The organism is Klebsiella sp. Shm-1, assembly GCF_040804525.1.
Classification (GTDB): Bacteria; Pseudomonadota; Gammaproteobacteria; order Enterobacterales; family Enterobacteriaceae; genus Klebsiella; species Klebsiella pneumoniae.
This window is the reverse complement of the sequence record NZ_CP161823.1, coordinates 2,725,492-2,741,329: the sequence shown is the minus strand read 5'-3', so window position 1 is coordinate 2,741,329 and position 15,838 is coordinate 2,725,492. Positions and strand designations below refer to the sequence as shown.

The following is a 15,838-nucleotide window of genomic DNA, read 5'->3' as shown; positions in this document are numbered from 1 at the left end:
CTCCGTAGCGGAGGGGGACTAGTGGGATCAGGCCTGCACGGTATTCATCAGCGTGGCCATCTCATCTTTTACCGACTGTACCTGCGGGCCAATAACCACCTGCAGATTATGCTGGTTGAGCTGTACCACCCCGATGGCGCGATGGGCTTTCAGCGCGGCGGCGTCCACTTTGCTCATATCGTGCACCGACAGGCGCAGACGGGTAATGCAGTTATCCAGCGAAACAATGTTCTCTGCGCCGCCGAGCGCCGCCAGAATCGCCGGTACGTTATACCCGGATTTGCCGATGGTACCGGCGACGGCTTTCTCCACGCTGGCGGCAGTGTCGATGTCGCGGCCCGGCGTTTTCAGATTGAAGCGGGTGATGGCGAAGCGGAAGATGGCATAGTAGACCGCGAACCAGATAGCCGCCACCACCGGCACCAGATACCACTTGGTCGCCAGGCCATGCAGAATGCCAAACACCACGAAGTCGATGATATTGCCGTCGGTGTTGCCGATGGTTACCCCGAGCACCGCCATGATGGTAAAGCCGAGACCGGTCAGCAGCGCGTGGATGACATACAGGACCGGCGCGACAAACAAGAACAAGAACTCCAGCGGCTCGGTGGTGCCGCCGACCACGCAGGCGATGACCCCGGAGATCAGCAGACCTTTAATTTTATGTCGGTTTTCCGGACGGGCGCAGTGGTACATCGCCAGCGCGGCTCCCGGCAGGCCGCCGAGGAATGCCGGCATTTTACCCTGCGACAGGAAACGGGTGGCGCTTTCGGCGAAGCCGTGGGTCGTCGGACAGCTCAGCTGCGCCTGGAAGATGGTCAGCGCGCCGCTGACGCTGTGGCCGCAGACGTCGAGGGTGCCGCCAGCTTCGGTAAAGCGGATCAGCGCCACCAGAATATGGTGCAGGCCAAACGGCAGCAGCAGTCGCTCGCCGGTGCCAAAGATCATAGGCCCAAAATCCCCGGCGCTGTTGATCATCTTCCCGAGGGCGTTGATCCCCATAGCGAAGACTGGCCACACCAGCGGGATCGCCAGCCCAACCAGCCCCAGCACCACGGTGGTGACGATCGGCACGAAGCGGGTGCCGCCGAAGAAGGCCAGGGCGTCCGGCAGGCGAATGTTATGGAAGCGTTCATGCAGCAGCCAGACGATAATCCCGGCGATCACCGCCCCGAGGATCCCGGTATCGATTGACGGAATGCCGATAATGTTCTGGATATTGTTGGCCTTCAGGATCGCGGCGTCGGTGGTGGGCAGAATACCCTTCGCGGTCAGCCAGAAGTTGACCGCCAGGTTCATGACCGCGTAGCCAACGAAGCCGGCGAAGGCGGCGACGCCTTTGTTCTCTCGCGCCAGACCCAGCGGGATGGCGATACAAAACATGACCGGCAGGAAGCTGAAGGCAAAGGAGCCGACCTTGCTCATCCAGATAAAGATGGCCTGCAGCAGCGGCATATCCAGCCACGGCAGCAGAGTCAAAACATCGTGACTGCTTAGCGAGCTGCCGATCCCCAGCATGATCCCGCAAAACGAGAGCAACGCTACGGGCAGCATGAAGGTTTTTCCCAGCTGCTGGAAAAATTCCCATAAGGTGATTTTTGGTGCTGTTTTCGCCGTCATAGCACGGTTCCTGATTCATAAGTGGTCGGGAGAACTAACGCCACGGCAAGATAAAACGTTTTACCACTTTTTAGTGCGATAAAAATCACATATTCAAGCGATAATAAGGTTTATAAAGATCGCACAATGATAAAACGATTTATCGACAGGCAAGGGAGTCAGCCAGCAGGTTATGGCAATCGCAAAAAAGATCACCATCAATGATGTGGCGCTGGCTGCCGGCGTCTCCGTGAGTACCGTTTCACTGGTACTGAGCGGCAAAGGGCGCATCTCCAGCGCCACCGGCGAGCGGGTTAATCAGGCTATCGAACAGCTGGGATTTGTGCGCAACCGTCAGGCGGCCTCGCTGCGCGGTGGGCAGAGCGGGGTGATTGGCCTTATCGTCAGCGACCTGTCAAAACCGTTTTATGCTGAATTAACCGCCGGCCTCACCGATGCCCTGGAGAGGCAGGGGAAAATGGTATTTCTCACCCAGGGAGGCCGCAGCGGCGAGAAGATGGCCCAGCGGTTTGATACGCTGGCGGCGCAGGGGGTGGACGGGGTGATTATCGCCGGGGCGATCGACCGCGGGAGCGAGCTGCGCGAGCGTGCGGCGGAGGCGGGGGTGCCGCTGGTGTTTGCTTCCCGCGCCAGCTATCTTGACGATGTCGACCTGATCCGCCCGGACAACATGCAGGCGGCGCAGCTGGTGACGGAGCATCTTATCCGCCGCGGCCATCAGCGGATCGCCTGGCTCGGCGGGCAGAGTGCTTCGCTGACGCGCGCCGAGCGGGTCGGCGGCTATTGCGCCACCTTGCTGAAATACGGCCTGCCGTTTCACAGCGAATGGGTGCTGGAGTGCGAGTCCAGCCAGAAGCAGGCGGCGGAGGCGATGACCGGCCTGCTGCGCCAGAATCCGACCATCACCGCGGTGCTGTGCTACAACAACGTGGTAGCCACCGGCGCGTGGTTCGGTCTGTTACGGGCTGGAAGACAGAGCGGGGAAGATGGCGTCGAGAGCTACTTTGAGCAGCGGGTGGCGCTGGCGGCGTTTGCCGACGTGCCGGAGGCCGCCCTCGACGACCTGCCTCTCACCTGGGTGACCACCCCGGCGCGGGAGATGGGGAAAAGCCTGGCGGATTCGATGCTGCGGCGGCTGGAAGAGGGGACTGGCGAGACGCGAAACCAGATTATGCCCCCGCGGCTGGTGACGCGAAAATGAGGGAGACGGCGCGCGCTGGCCGTCTCCTGTACCGATAAGTTACGGCTGCGGGGCGGCGTCATCCTGCTGCGGCTGGCCTTCCTGCGGCGCGCTGTCCGGCAGCGAAGGCGCTTCCAGACCAAACATCGCGGCAAAATCTTGCAGCGGCATTTTCTGTCCGTTCAGCGTCACCTGGCCGTTCGCGTACTGCAGACTGCTGCTGATGGCGTTATCTTCCATGGTGGTAATGCGGAACATCTGGCCCATCGCCGCCAGGCCTTTGACCTGCTGATCGGCAAGCTTGGCGGCATCGGCCGGCTGATAGCCTTCCAGACCGGCGATCTTAGTCATAAACTCCGTCGCCATATCCACCGGGATCTCCACTTTGCCGTCCAGGGACTGCACCACGCGATCCAGGCTGTCCGCCAGGGTCTGCGGCGGAGCGGTCACCTGGGCCGGATCTTTCAGCAGAACCGAGAGGTTGAGGGTGCTTTCGCCTTTGGCATTGCGCCAGCTCAGCGGAGAGATGGTCACCGACGGGTTGCCTTTGAGCAGGATCGGCAGCGCATTGAACAGCGTTTCGGTGAGGGCCTGCTGATACAGCTCCGGATTCTGCGCCAGCTCCGGTTTCGCCAGCAGCGCCTGAGACTGCGCGCTGTACTGCTGACTGAACTGGTGCCACGCCTGACCGTCGACGTTATCCACTTTCAGCGTGAGTTTGCCGCTGCCCATATCCTGCCCCTGCAGCTTGAGGCTGTTGACGGTGTAGTTCACCTGGCTGTTCACGCCTTTGCCGTCCTGGGTCAGCGTCGAGCCGCCGTCCAGCGCCATGCCGTCGATCAGCGCCAGCTCTTTGCCTTCGACGCTGATGGCCAGTTTATCGAGGGTCATTTTTTGCTGGCCGATACGTTCGTTGAAGCTGGCCAGCTCGGTGGCGCCGTCGGTGGTCAGGTTGACGAAGCGCAGCTGTACCTTCTGGTTATATTCGTTGAGCGCATCGATCTGCCCGCTGCCGGCCTGGCCCTTCAGGCTGATGTTTTTGCCGTCGCGGTCGGCGTCGAGCTGGAACTGACCGCCGCTGAAGGTGACTTTCTCATCGCCTTTAGCGTAGTCGAGGGCGTTAAGGACGATAGCCGACTGGCTGTCGCCGCTGTAGGCAATGCGCGTATCGACGGTAAAGGGGGTGTCGCCTTTGGCTATCTCGAACAGCGCCTGGCTGGCGTCGTTTTTCACCAGCGTGGTGTGGACGGAAGCCATTGCCGGCGCCAGATTAAAGGCTTTTAACGAGGCCAGCGGGAAGGGGCCATGATCGACCACTTCGTCAAGCACCACGCTCTGCCCGGCGGCCAGCCAGCCGTTAGCCTGACCGGCGATCGGCTTCACCACCAGCTGCAGATGGCTGCTGAACAGCCCGCGCTGGTAGTCCTGATAGCTCAGCTCCAGACCTGACTCCGGCGCGCTGCTGCGCAGCTGGGCGTTTGCCTGCTGCACCATATCGGCGATCCGGCCTTCCAGCTGTTTACCAGTGAACCAGGCGCCGCCTGTCCATACCACGCCCAGCGCCACGATGACTCCTGCTGCGACCAGCGATTTTTTCATAGCATTTATCCATAAATGAAGCCAGGCGGAGAGACCGCCTGGCTGAGTTATCACCAACAGTAAGCGCGACCTTAAGGGTCAGTCGCTTACTGGAGCTTATTGAAAACGCGCGCCACGCGGCCGCGGCCGCTGATCTGCACCGGCGATTCACTGGCGGCCACGAATGCCGACTCGCCCGGCTTGAGGGTCAGGCTCTGGTCGCCTTTGCGCAGTACGGCTTCACCGTCGACGCAGAACACGATCGCCGCGCTTGCCTGGGCCAGATCGCTGGCCTCGGCGGAGAGGTCATGCAGGGAGAAGGCAAAATCTTCCACCGGGATCGGGAAGTCGAGTTCCGCGCCGTGACGCTGCGGCTGGGTCAACAGCTCACCCGCCGGTTTAGCCTCGAACTTGACGTTAGCAACCAGCTCAGGAATATCAATGTATTTCGGCGTCAGGCCGGCGCGCAGTACGTTATCCGAGTTGGCCATCACCTCCAGCGCCACCCCCTGCAGATAGGCGTGCGGCGTTTCAGCAAACAGGAACATCGCTTCGCCTGGGTTCAGCTTCACCACGTTCAGCAGCAGCGGGGAGAAGAGGCCGCTGTCGTCCGGATAGAATTCCGCGATCAGGCGGATAGTCTGCCACGGTTCGCCTTGTTCACGGGCCAGTACGTCGCGCAGCACCTGCAGCGCCTTGGCCTTTTCCTCACCCTGCATATTTAGCAGGCTGGCAAACAGCTGGCTCAGGTGAGTCGCGTCCGGCTGCTGCAGGAAGGCGCCGATTGCCGGATGCGCGCTAGCCACCGGCTGCAGCAGGGTGACAATCTCGCTGAACTCGCGAAATGCATTCATCGCCAGGAACGGCGTCAGGGCAAAAACCAGCTCCGGTTTGTGGTTCGGATCTTTGTAGTTACGCTCGGCGGCGGAGAGCGGGATACCGGCGGCGTTCTCGCGGGCGAAACCTTCTTCCGAGGCCTGCTTGTTGGGATGCACCTGAATTGAGAGCGGCTGAGCGGCGCACAGTACCTTAAACAGGAACGGCAGTTCACCAAAGCGGGCGGCAACCTTGTCGCCGAGCAGAGCGGCTTTATCCGCGTCAATCACCTCGCGCAGCGAACGCGGCTGGCCGTCGGCCGCCAGGATCTGCGAGCTGCTCTTCGGATGCGCCCCCATCCACAGCTCTGCCATCGGCAGATTGTCCGGGTTGGCGATGCCATACAGTTCAGTTAAGGCGGTGTGGCTTCCCCATGCATAGTTCTGCACGGCGTTAATCAGCTTTTGCATTCTCAATCCCTGTTTCAAACAAAGTAAATTTTATCGCCCTATTAAACCAGCAAACGGTGGAGAAGCAACTGCTGAAAGAAAAAGTCGTCCTTGTCTCAGTTTTTGTTAAAAAATTGTGTAAGATTGTTCGACTCGCTTTTCTACAGGCACATGGAGTCCCTGCCTGAAACATAATCAGCCAAAGCAGTAAGTGAGAGTACAATGTCGAATAAACCGTTTGTTTACCAGGATCCTTTTCCGCTCAAAAAGGATGACACCGAGTATTATCTCCTCAGCAGTGATTACGTCTCCGTCGCCGAATTCGCCGGCCAGGAAGTGCTAAAAGTTGACCCTCAGGCGCTGACCCTTCTGGCGCAGCATGCTTTCCACGACGCCTCCTTTATGCTTCGCCCTGCGCATCAGCAGCAGGTGGCGGATATCCTTAACGATCCGGAAGCCAGCGAAAACGATAAATACGTCGCGCTGCAGTTCCTGCGCAACTCGGATATCGCCGCCAAAGGTATTCTGCCCACCTGCCAGGACACCGGCACCGCGATCATCATGGGTAAAAAAGGCCAGCGCGTGTGGACCGGCGGCGGCGATGAAGCCGCCCTGGCGCAGGGGGTGTATAACACCTATATCCAGGACAACCTGCGCTACTCGCAGAACGCGCCGCTGGATATGTATAAAGAGGTTAACACTGGCACCAACCTGCCGGCGCAGATCGATCTCTATGCTACCGATGGCGATGAGTACAAATTCCTCTGCATCGCCAAGGGCGGCGGCTCGGCGAACAAAACCTATCTGTACCAGGAAACCAAAGCGCTGATCACCCCGGCGAAGCTGAAAAATTACCTCGTCGAGAAGATGCGCACCCTCGGTACTGCCGCCTGTCCACCGTACCATATCGCCTTCGTGATCGGCGGTACCTCGGCGGAAGCGACGCTGAAGACCGTGAAGCTGGCGTCCACCAAATACTACGATGGCCTGCCGACCGAAGGTAACGAGCACGGCCAGGCGTTCCGCGACGTGCAACTGGAGCAGGAGCTGCTGCTGGAGGCGCAGAACCTTGGTCTCGGCGCGCAGTTCGGCGGCAAATACTTTGCCCACGATATCCGCGTGATCCGTCTGCCGCGTCACGGCGCTTCCTGCCCGGTAGGGATGGGGGTTTCCTGTTCCGCCGACCGCAACATCAAAGCCAAGATTAACCGCGACGGCATCTGGATCGAGAAGCTGGAGAGCAACCCGGGGAAATATATCCCTGAGCATCTGCGCCAGGCCGGGGAAGGCGAAGCGGTGAAGGTAAATCTTAACCAGCCGATGAGCGAGATCCTGGCGCAGCTGTCACAGTATCCGGTGTCCACCCGCCTGTCGCTGAGCGGGACTATCATCGTCGCCCGCGATATCGCCCACGCTAAGCTGAAGGAGCTTATCGACAACGGCGAGGCGCTGCCGCAGTACGTCAAAGATCACCCGATCTACTACGCAGGTCCGGCCAAGACGCCGGACGGTTACGCCTCCGGCTCTTTGGGGCCGACCACCGCAGGCCGCATGGACTCTTACGTTGATCTGCTGCAGTCCCATGGGGCGAGCAAGATCATGCTGGCGAAAGGCAACCGCAGCCAGCAGGTCACCGACGCCTGCCACAAACACGGCGGCTTCTACCTCGGCAGCATCGGCGGCCCAGCGGCAGTGCTGGCCCAGCAGAGCATCAAGAGCCTCGAGTGCGTGGCCTATCCGGAGCTGGGTATGGAGGCTATCTGGAAAATTGAAGTGGAGGATTTCCCGGCCTTTATCCTCGTTGATGATAAAGGCAATGACTTCTTCCAGCAGATCCAGACCTCGCAGTGCGCCCGCTGCGTGAAGTAACCCAGGCCGCCCTTCGGGGCGGCGCTGGTCGATGACAAACCTGTTTTCGTTAGGGTGAGCGCCTTTCTGCCGGGCGGCGGCTTTCGCCTTACCCGGCCTACGAAAAACAGCAATATCAATAAGTTATGCAGTTCTCTATAGGCCCGCGCAAGCGCAGCGCCGCCGGGAAATCCCGACGATTGCATTTTGTCAGCGGTCTGGGCTGCCCCTCGGGGCGGCTTTTTTTATGTCGCTTCGCGGCACGAACCACCAAAACAACTTATCAATCTGGCCAATACTTAGTCTTTTAAGCAGGTGAGCTTTGTCGCTATGACGCACTTTTCATCCAAGGAGAAAGTAATGACAACGCATCGCAGTGAAAAAGACTCGATGGGCGCCATCGAGGTCCCGGCCGATAAACTCTGGGGCGCCCAGACCCAGCGCTCGCTGGAGCATTTCCGCATCTCGACCGAAAAAATGCCCGGGGAGCTGATATACGCCCTGGCGCTGACCAAGCGGGCGGCGGCGAAGGTTAACCAGGATCTCGGACTGTTGACGGCGGAGAAAGCCGGGGCGATCGTCGCCGCCGCTGACGAAGTGCTGGCCGGAAAGCACGCGCAGGAGTTCCCCCTGGCTATCTGGCAGACCGGCTCCGGCACCCAAAGCAATATGAATATGAACGAGGTGCTGGCCAACCGCGCCAGTGAACTGCTCGGCGGAGAACGGGGGATGGCGCGAAAAATTCATCCCAATGACGATGTGAATAAGAGCCAAAGCTCAAATGATGTATTCCCCACCGCCATGCACGTCGCGGCGCTGATTGCCCTGCGGGAAAAAGTGATCCCGTCGCTGCAGGCGCTGCGGGCGACGCTCAATGAAAAAGCGGTGGCCTTCAGGGATATCGTCAAGATCGGCCGCACCCATCTGCAGGACGCCACGCCGCTCACCTTAGGCCAGGAGATCTCCGGCTGGGTGGCGATGCTGGACCATAGCCTGAAGCACATTGAAGCCAGTCAGCCGCATCTTGCCGAGCTGGCGCTGGGCGGGACGGCGGTAGGAACCGGGCTGAATACCCATCCGGAATATGCCGTACGGGTGGCGGCCGAGCTGGCGTCACTCAGCGGACAGCCATTTGTCACCGCGCCGAACAAATTCGAAGCGCTGGCCACTGTGGATGCCCTGGTCCATGCCCACGGCGCGCTGAAAGGCCTGGCGGCCTCGCTGATGAAAATCGCTAACGATGTCCGCTGGCTGGCCTCCGGCCCCCGCTGCGGCATTGGTGAAATCGCCATCCCGGAAAACGAGCCAGGGTCATCGATTATGCCGGGCAAGGTTAACCCAACCCAGTGCGAAGCTCTGACCATGGTCTGCTGCCAGGTGATGGGCAACGACGTGGCAGTGAATATCGGCGGTGCTTCCGGCAACTTTGAGCTTAACGTCTATCGCCCGATGGTCATCCACAACTTCCTGCAGTCGGTACGTCTGCTGGCGGACGGTATGGCGAGCTTTAACGAGCACTGTGCGGTGGGTATTGAACCGAATCGCGAGCGGATCAGTCAGTTGCTCAATGAGTCGCTGATGCTGGTTACTGCGCTGAATACCCATATCGGCTACGACAAGGCGGCGGAAATCGCTAAAAAAGCGCACCATGAGGGGCTGACTCTCAAAGCCTCGGCGCTGGCGCTGGGCTACCTGACGGAAGCCGAATTCGACAGCTGGGTGCGCCCGGAAGAGATGGTCGGCAGCCTGGCTATTCGCTAGCCAGCCAGAGGTGCAGGCGCGGGATAAGCAATCTCAGCGACTGCGCCTCCGGTTTGTAGCGATACTGCACATTGTCGGCATCATAGTTCAGCAGCTCGCCAATATCCGGTACGCTGACCCCCCGGCTGCCGGACATCAGGGCGATCAGCGGGCTGGGGCAGGCGTACTGTACCTGTTTCTGCTCGCCGGCGTACCAGACGCGGGCGATCGGCTGGACTTTCACCGGTCGTTTTATTTTCAGCCGCGCCCGCTGCGGCAGGGCGGCGATATCCTGATACTCCCTTTCCAGTTTGCTCTGCCACTGCTCCCGGGTCCACGGCGGCACCGCCCGCGGCGCTTGCAGGCTTTTCTCCAGCATCATCAACACCTGGTCGCGGGTCAGATTCTTGATGACGTGCTTATTGGCCCAGCCGAAGCGGATGGTGCTCGGGTCGACGAGGGGCGTCAGCGTGCGGTAGGCGCTAAGGGTGATCAACCCCGGCAAATGACGGTGTACCCACTCAAAACGGGCGGTGGGGGGCAGGCCGGAGTCGACGGTGACGATCTTCTCGAAGGTGGCCTTCAGGGCATTGATATGCTGAATACGCGCCAGCAGATCCTGCTGCTCCGCGGCGGTAACCTGCAGGCAGATAGCCCCCGGCAGGCGTACGGCGGCCTTGCTGCTGCGGTTTTCCGATTGCTGCTGGATAAACAGATGGCTGTAGTGGCGCAGGGCGCGCGCCAGGGCCGTCTTGCCGATGTGCTGCACCACTGGAATGGTGGCCAGCGGATCGTGCTCGGCATCCTTACCGATCGCCGGCAGTTCAAATACCCGGCCCGCCAGCAGACGGCAGTCACTTAACGCCTGCTGGAGCGCCTGCAGCTCCAGCTCGATCTGGCGAAAGGTATTATTCAGACGTTCAACGAGGTCGTAGCTGGCCATTATTACCACCTTAGTTACAACATACTATTAGATTTTTGCAGCATACCCAGCCCGCGGCTTCTGCGCAAGTTTTATTCAGGCAGAGGTGAAATCAGGCAGCTGATGATAGACCGGCCAGCTAAAGCAGAAGCGGGCGCCGCCGAGAGGGCTGGCCTCGCAGCGCACCTCGCCGCCCATCGCCTGGGCGATGCTGTGGACAATCGCCAGGCCGAGACCGCAGCCTCCTGTCGCCCGGTCCCGGCTGGGGTCAAGGCGGACAAAGGGCTCAAACACCCGCTCGCGCTCCTCGGGGGCGATTCCCGGGCCGTCATCCTCAACCAGCAACGATGCGCGCGAACCCTGCAGCGTCAGGCTGACCGCTACCCGCTGGCTGCTGTAGCGCAGGGCGTTATTGACCAAATTATCCAGCACCCGCTCCATCAGTCGCATATCCAGCGCGCCGTAGTTACCGTGGGTCAGCGTCGCCAGGGCGACCTCGCGCTGTGGGTTAACCATCTGGATATCCTCGACGTGATCGCTGATCCAGGCGGGAAAATCGGGAGTCGTCAGGCTGAGCTCCGTCTGCGGGCGGTCGAGGCGGGCGTAGGTCAGGAGCTCTTCAATCAGCGCCTCCAGCTGACCGATATCGCGGTTCAGCGCCTGCGATTCCGCCTCGGTGAGATTCTCGCTCATCTCCAGACGGTAGCGCAGGCGTACCAGCGGTGTCCTGAGTTCATGGGCGATGCCGTCAATCAGCTGCTTTTTGCTGGCAATAAGCGCATTAATGTTATCGGCCATTTGGTTAAAGGCCACCCCGAGCCGCTCGAAGCTGGACATACTGTCGAAGTGAATGCGCTCGCTGAGGTGACCTTCGCCAAAGCGCTGGGCGGCCGTCTCAATGCGCAGCATGTCCTGCCAGTGCGGGCGCATCCAGATAAACACCGGAAAGGCCAGAGAGATAGCAATAAACGCCATTAGCGCCACGTCCAGCAGGCGCATCTCATGCAGAAAATAGAGATAGGGCACCGGGCCCACCGACAGCACATAGTGGCTGCGGGGAATGCGCTGAATAAAGGTGTACTGATCGTCGAGGGCGACGATATCGCCGGCGCGCAGGTGCTGCATCGAGATTTCCGACAGCTTAAATTTGCTGATCGGCTCGATGTGCAGATCAAACGATAAATTCAGGTCCAGCTCTTTAAGGGTCTTGCTCCAGTCGCGCGGCGGTATCTCCCGCAGCTCGCTGCGCATCAGATACAGCGAGCTTTTCATCAAATCGTCAAGCGACTGCCGTCCGGCGCGCTCCGCGGTAAATTTATAGACCAGACCGACCAGCATGGTCATCACCAGAAAGCAGACGAAGAGCAGAAGATAGAACTGCACGAACAGCTTTTTCATTACATTACCGCGTATTCAAGAGAAACCTGTCTGGCGCCCCAGGGGCATCTTCTGCGCGTCGGGGAGTCAATGTTATCGATATCCCCGGGCGAGGCGCGGGGAAATCATAGATACGCTATCAAAGCAGGGTTTATGCCCCCTGACAATAGCCAGCCTGGAGACAGAACGGTGAAAAGGTGACAGTGTCACTCGATGCGGTGATTTCTTCACCCTCGGGGGGAGCAGGGCAATCGTATTTTGTGCGTCGATGGATACGCTACTCACGATAATAAGGAATGTCTACCGGATAGGTGGTCGTCAGACTCAGCAGCCGACAGCGCACCAGCTTTTCCGTTTCGGCATACCAGTAAGCAAACTCGCCGGTGGTCTGGTGGTAAATCATCTGATCGAGGTTGGCAAACGGGATCACCAGCAGCGGCCCCTGGCGAACGTGGCCGCCGCCGGTTTCAAAGTGATGCTGCCCCCAGGATTGCTGGGTATGTTCATAGCGATGAAGGATCACCTCGATTTGCCCGCGCTGCGGACAGAGGAGTCGAATATCGGCGTTGTCGAGGGAAAAAGCCCAGCCAGAGAGAGAAGTGAACAGTGAGAGTGCCAAAAGTACAACGTATTTCATCATGCAAAAGTCCTGTGTTTTCAGGCTTTATGCCACTCTGACAGCGGTAAGTCCTTGAGCACAATCATATTGAGGAGTTATGTGATGGGGTTCTGTACGGCTAATTCTAATGATTTAGTCAATATGACAAGTTCCGGTGATGAATGTGCGCGCCAGGGACGAACGCAGCAGGCAGCAAACGTGATAACTTTGCCGCCGGCGAGCGCGCGATGAGCGGGCCCCTCGCAGGGCCGCAGAAGGGCTGCTTAGTTATCCCAGGCGTGAGGGGCGAACAGGTAGCCTTTGTTGCGAACGGTCTTAATACGATATGGCTCCGTGGCGTTGTCGAGCAGTTTTTTGCGCAGGCGGGAGATAGCCACGTCGACGCTGCGATCCATCCCGTCATAGGTAACGCCGCGTAAATTTTTCAGCAGTGCGTCGCGGTCCATAATCTGCCCGGCGTGGGTGGCCAACTCCCACAGCAGATCGAAATCGGCGGTCGACAGGGCGACGTTTTCTCCGCCAAGCAGCACCTGGCGGTTGACCGGGTCAATGGTCAGCGAGCCGAAGGAGATGGTTTTATGTGGCGTGAGCGTTGAGGAGGCGGATCCGGCGCCTGCCGGAGCAATATGCTGGCGCAAATGCAGACGCAGTCGCGCGAGAAGTACCGCTGGCGGGGTGGTTTTCAGAATATAATCGCTGGCGCCCATCTCCAGGGAGAGGATATGGTTCATATCGCTGTCGAGCGAAGTCAGCAGGACAATCGGCCCTTGCCATTGCCCGCGCAGATCGCGACAGAGCGTCATTCCGTCCTTGCCGGGCAGCATAATGTCCAGCAGCACCAGATCCGGTTTCTCCCGCGCGATCACCTCCTCAGCGCGGTCGCCGCGAGGCTCGACCACCACATCCATATCATGCTTGCCGAGATAGGCGGCGATCAGCGTGCCTACCTCAGGGTCATCCTCAACAAAAACGATTTTATTCATGTCTATTGCACATCAGTAAAAGAAGTAACATACACCGCACTTATTTTACCCGCCATTACTCTTTTATAAACAGCGTTAAATCCGCTATGCTGCCCTAACTTATTGATTCACTGTTAAGGCATACGGGCATGGGGCTGTTAATCAAAGGGCTGTTGGGAGCGCTGGTGGTGGTGCTGATTGGCGTGCTGGCGAAAACCAAAAACTACGCTATCGCTGGCCTGGTCCCGCTGTTTCCCACCTTTGCGCTCATCGCCCATTATATTGTCGCCAGCGAGCGGGGGATCGAAGCCCTGCGCGCGACCATCGTATTCGGCATGTGGTCGATTCTTCCCTATTTTATCTATCTGCTGTCACTGTGGTATTTCACCGGGATTATGCGCCTGCCGTTGGCGCTGGCAGGCGCAGTGGGATGCTGGGGGCTGTGCGCCTGGCTGTTAATCCTCGGCTGGAGCCGTTTCCACTAGCGCAGCGGGCGGCCGCCGTCGACAGCGAATGAGCGGCCGGTAACGTAGCGGCTGGTAAACAGGTAATCGATGAGATCGCTAATCTCTTTTTCGCCAGGGGCGATTTTCATCAGCGATTTATCCAGCGCCTGCTGACGATAGGCCTCGTCGTCACCCTCATTAAACATGATTAGCGACGGCGCGATGGCGTTGACCTTAACCTCTGGCGCCAGCTTGCGAGCGAAGGAGCGGGTCATGTTATCCAGGGCGGCTTTGCTGGCGGCGTAGGCGATATGTTTGTCGCTCCCGCGCTCCACCACGTAATCGGTGATATGGATAACGTCGCTGGCGGCATGGCCGTGGCCGCGCAGCAACGCCTCCAGCGCATGGTTGAGCAGATAGGGGGCGTGGACGTGGATCTGCATCATGCGGTTGATGACGGTGCTCAGCGGGACGCCCGGCTTTTCCGCCATCCAGTCGCTGGCGTTATGGATGATGGCGCGCAGACCGTCGGTGTGTGATTTGACCGCTTCAGCGAAGGTCAGAATGCCGTCATCGCTGCTAAAATCGGCCTGCAGGCAGAGCGCGCCCGCTTCGCGCAGGCCGTCAATCGCCGGATAGGGCGTACGATAGCTGACGATGACCGGCTGGCGCTGCTGCAGAAAATGGTGTGCCAGAGCGAGGCCGATGCGGCGGCCTGCTCCTGTGATCAGAATCGGGCGGGGCTGTTGTTCAGCCATGGGTATCTCCTATGCGTTCTGCGGCAGGGCGACCGCTTACCCCACCAGCATCCACGTTGCCGGCACAGCGGCAACCAGCAATAAACCAATTAGCGCCACTTCGCGGCGTTTGAGCGAACGATCGTGCTGGTGCGTACGTCGGGCGTACAAAAAGACCAGAAGACCCGGAGCGTAAAGTACCACCGACAACAGCAAATGCACAGGCCCCGACGCGTATAATAACCATATGCCATAAATACAGGCGCCGATAGCCACCGCTTTATGCAGCGGGCGAGTGGCGATTTTCAGCAGAAAGGCGCCGACCAGCAGATAGGGCACGAGAATCATCTCAGAGGCAATGGTCAGCAGCGTGCCGTAGTCCGATCCGGTCAGCCAGATCAGCACCAGCGATACCTGAACGCTGATATTGGTCAACCACAATGAGGCGGAGGGGGCGTTGTTGCTATTCTGACGGGCAAACAGGCGCGGGAAGGCTTTATGAGTGGCGGCGAGGAAAGGCACCTCCGCGGCCATGATGGTCCAGCTGAGATAAGCGCCGCACACCGACACGATCAGCCCGGCGGCAATGACGATCTCCCCCCATGACCCCATCAGCCTGACCATCAGTCCCGCCATCGACGGGTTGCGCATTTCGGCCAGTTCGCTGCGCGGCACAACGCCCAGCGACAGCAGGGTGACCAGCAGATACACCGCGAGGGCCGACAGCACCGCCAGCAGCGTCGCGCGGCCAACGTCGCGCTTGTGTCGCGCCCGCGCGGACACGACTACCGCCCCCTCCACGCCGATAAACACCCACAGGGTGATCAGCATGGTGTTTTTGACCTGCTCCCATACCGGCACGCCCAGCGCCAGGCCGCTAAAATCGAGGCGGAACGTATCCAGCTGAAAGGCCAGGGCGGCGAGCGCGACGAAGGCGCCCAGCGGCAGAAGCTTGGCGAGGGTGGCCACCAGGTTAATCCCCGCTGCCGTCTGGACACCGCGCAGGACCAGAAAGTGGACGACCCACAGCAGAACCGACGCGCCAACGATAGACTGCCAGGTATTACCATCGCCAAACAGGCGCAGCTCAGGGGTATCGGTGAAAAAACTGAGCGCCGAAAAGACGATAACCAGATAGGAGACATTGGCGATCACCGCGCACAGCCAGTATCCCCAGGCGGAACAGAAGCCGATCAGTTCGCCGAATCCTTCGCGAGCGTAGGTGAAGATCCCGCCGTCGAGGTCGGGACGAATACGGGTCAACAGCAGCATGGCGAAAGCGAGAAACAGGATCCCGACGCCGGTGATGGCCCAGCCAATGAGCAGAGCGGAGGGGCTGGCCACGGCAGCCATATTTTGCGGCAAACTGAATACGCCAGCGCCGAGCATTGAGCTAAGGACCAGGGCGGTCAGGGCGCTCAGGCCCAGTTTCTTTTCCATTGCATTCCCGAGGTGAAAATGGCTGTTCCAGAATATTTATTTTGCGAAATCGCATAAAAATGGAGGATTGCGCTAAGGCGCGGGATTTTACGGAGTGTCCGGGG

At 59.5% G+C, this 15,838-nt stretch carries 13 protein-coding genes; 4 read left to right on the top strand and 9 right to left on the bottom strand.

Going from position 1 to position 15,838, the window contains the following annotated elements:
* Window positions 1–27 precede the first annotated feature (27 nt).
* Window positions 28–1,620 carry a maltose/glucose-specific PTS transporter subunit IIBC gene (malX, locus tag AB1E37_RS13485; RefSeq protein WP_002903245.1) on the bottom strand — a complete coding sequence of 531 codons (1,593 nt, stop codon included), beginning with the start codon at window positions 1,618–1,620 and terminating at the stop codon, window positions 28–30.
* 172 nt (window positions 1,621–1,792) lie between these two features.
* Between malX and AB1E37_RS13480 the strand changes: the two genes are divergently transcribed.
* Window positions 1,793–2,821 (top strand): Mal regulon transcriptional regulator MalI, encoded by a 1,029-nt coding sequence (locus AB1E37_RS13480; RefSeq protein ID WP_004148253.1) that lies wholly within the window; start codon window positions 1,793–1,795, stop codon window positions 2,819–2,821.
* A 39-nt stretch (window positions 2,822–2,860) separates the two neighbouring features.
* Here the strand turns inward: AB1E37_RS13480 and AB1E37_RS13475 are convergent, their stop codons facing one another.
* Window positions 2,861–4,399, bottom strand: coding sequence for a YdgA family protein (locus AB1E37_RS13475; RefSeq protein WP_020324648.1), 1,539 nt, complete (start codon window positions 4,397–4,399; stop codon window positions 2,861–2,863).
* Window positions 4,400–4,485: 86 nt separating this feature from the next.
* Complete coding sequence (gene manA, locus AB1E37_RS13470; protein ID WP_004176341.1) at window positions 4,486–5,664, bottom strand: mannose-6-phosphate isomerase; 1,179 nt, start codon at window positions 5,662–5,664, stop codon at window positions 4,486–4,488.
* 201 nt (window positions 5,665–5,865) lie between these two features.
* On the opposite strand from manA, the gene fumA reads away from it, so the two are divergent.
* Complete coding sequence (fumA, locus tag AB1E37_RS13465) at window positions 5,866–7,512, top strand: class I fumarate hydratase FumA (protein WP_002903313.1); 1,647 nt, start codon at window positions 5,866–5,868, stop codon at window positions 7,510–7,512.
* Window positions 7,513–7,851: 339 nt separating this feature from the next.
* The gene (fumC, locus tag AB1E37_RS13460) at window positions 7,852–9,252 is read left to right on the top strand and encodes a class II fumarate hydratase (protein WP_002903315.1); all 1,401 of its coding nucleotides are present in this window, start codon (window positions 7,852–7,854) and stop codon (window positions 9,250–9,252) included.
* On the opposite strand, the gene tus is transcribed toward fumC, so the two are convergent.
* From tus to rstA, 4 genes are all read right to left on the bottom strand, one after another.
* The gene (gene tus, locus AB1E37_RS13455) at window positions 9,242–10,174 is read right to left on the bottom strand and encodes a DNA replication terminus site-binding protein (protein WP_004148259.1); all 933 of its coding nucleotides are present in this window, start codon (window positions 10,172–10,174) and stop codon (window positions 9,242–9,244) included. The two genes, fumC and tus, sit on opposite strands and share 11 nt — an antisense overlap.
* A gap of 75 nt (window positions 10,175–10,249) precedes the next feature.
* A complete protein-coding gene (gene rstB / locus AB1E37_RS13450) occupies window positions 10,250–11,551 on the bottom strand; it encodes a two-component system sensor histidine kinase RstB (protein WP_032447530.1) in 1,302 nt (433 codons plus the stop codon).
* Window positions 11,552–11,807: 256 nt separating this feature from the next.
* The gene (locus tag AB1E37_RS13445; protein ID WP_002903374.1) at window positions 11,808–12,170 is read right to left on the bottom strand and encodes a hypothetical protein; all 363 of its coding nucleotides are present in this window, start codon (window positions 12,168–12,170) and stop codon (window positions 11,808–11,810) included.
* A 242-nt stretch (window positions 12,171–12,412) separates the two neighbouring features.
* Window positions 12,413–13,132 (bottom strand): two-component system response regulator RstA, encoded by a 720-nt coding sequence (rstA, locus tag AB1E37_RS13440; protein WP_002903377.1) that lies wholly within the window; start codon window positions 13,130–13,132, stop codon window positions 12,413–12,415.
* A 128-nt stretch (window positions 13,133–13,260) separates the two neighbouring features.
* Here rstA and AB1E37_RS13435 point away from each other — a divergent pair, with 128 nt between their 5' ends.
* The gene (locus AB1E37_RS13435) at window positions 13,261–13,596 is read left to right on the top strand and encodes a GlpM family protein (RefSeq protein WP_002903379.1); all 336 of its coding nucleotides are present in this window, start codon (window positions 13,261–13,263) and stop codon (window positions 13,594–13,596) included.
* Here the strand turns inward: AB1E37_RS13435 and folM are convergent.
* Together folM and AB1E37_RS13425 are read right to left on the bottom strand one after the other, a co-directional pair.
* Window positions 13,593–14,315: a dihydromonapterin reductase gene (gene folM / locus AB1E37_RS13430; protein ID WP_004183890.1), complete on the bottom strand. Its 723-nt coding sequence runs from the start codon at window positions 14,313–14,315 to the stop codon at window positions 13,593–13,595. The genes AB1E37_RS13435 and folM overlap by 4 nt on opposite strands.
* Window positions 14,316–14,351: 36 nt before the next feature.
* Window positions 14,352–15,734: an amino acid permease gene (locus tag AB1E37_RS13425; protein ID WP_004183892.1), complete on the bottom strand. Its 1,383-nt coding sequence runs from the start codon at window positions 15,732–15,734 to the stop codon at window positions 14,352–14,354.
* Between the last annotated feature and the right edge of the window lie 104 nt (window positions 15,735–15,838).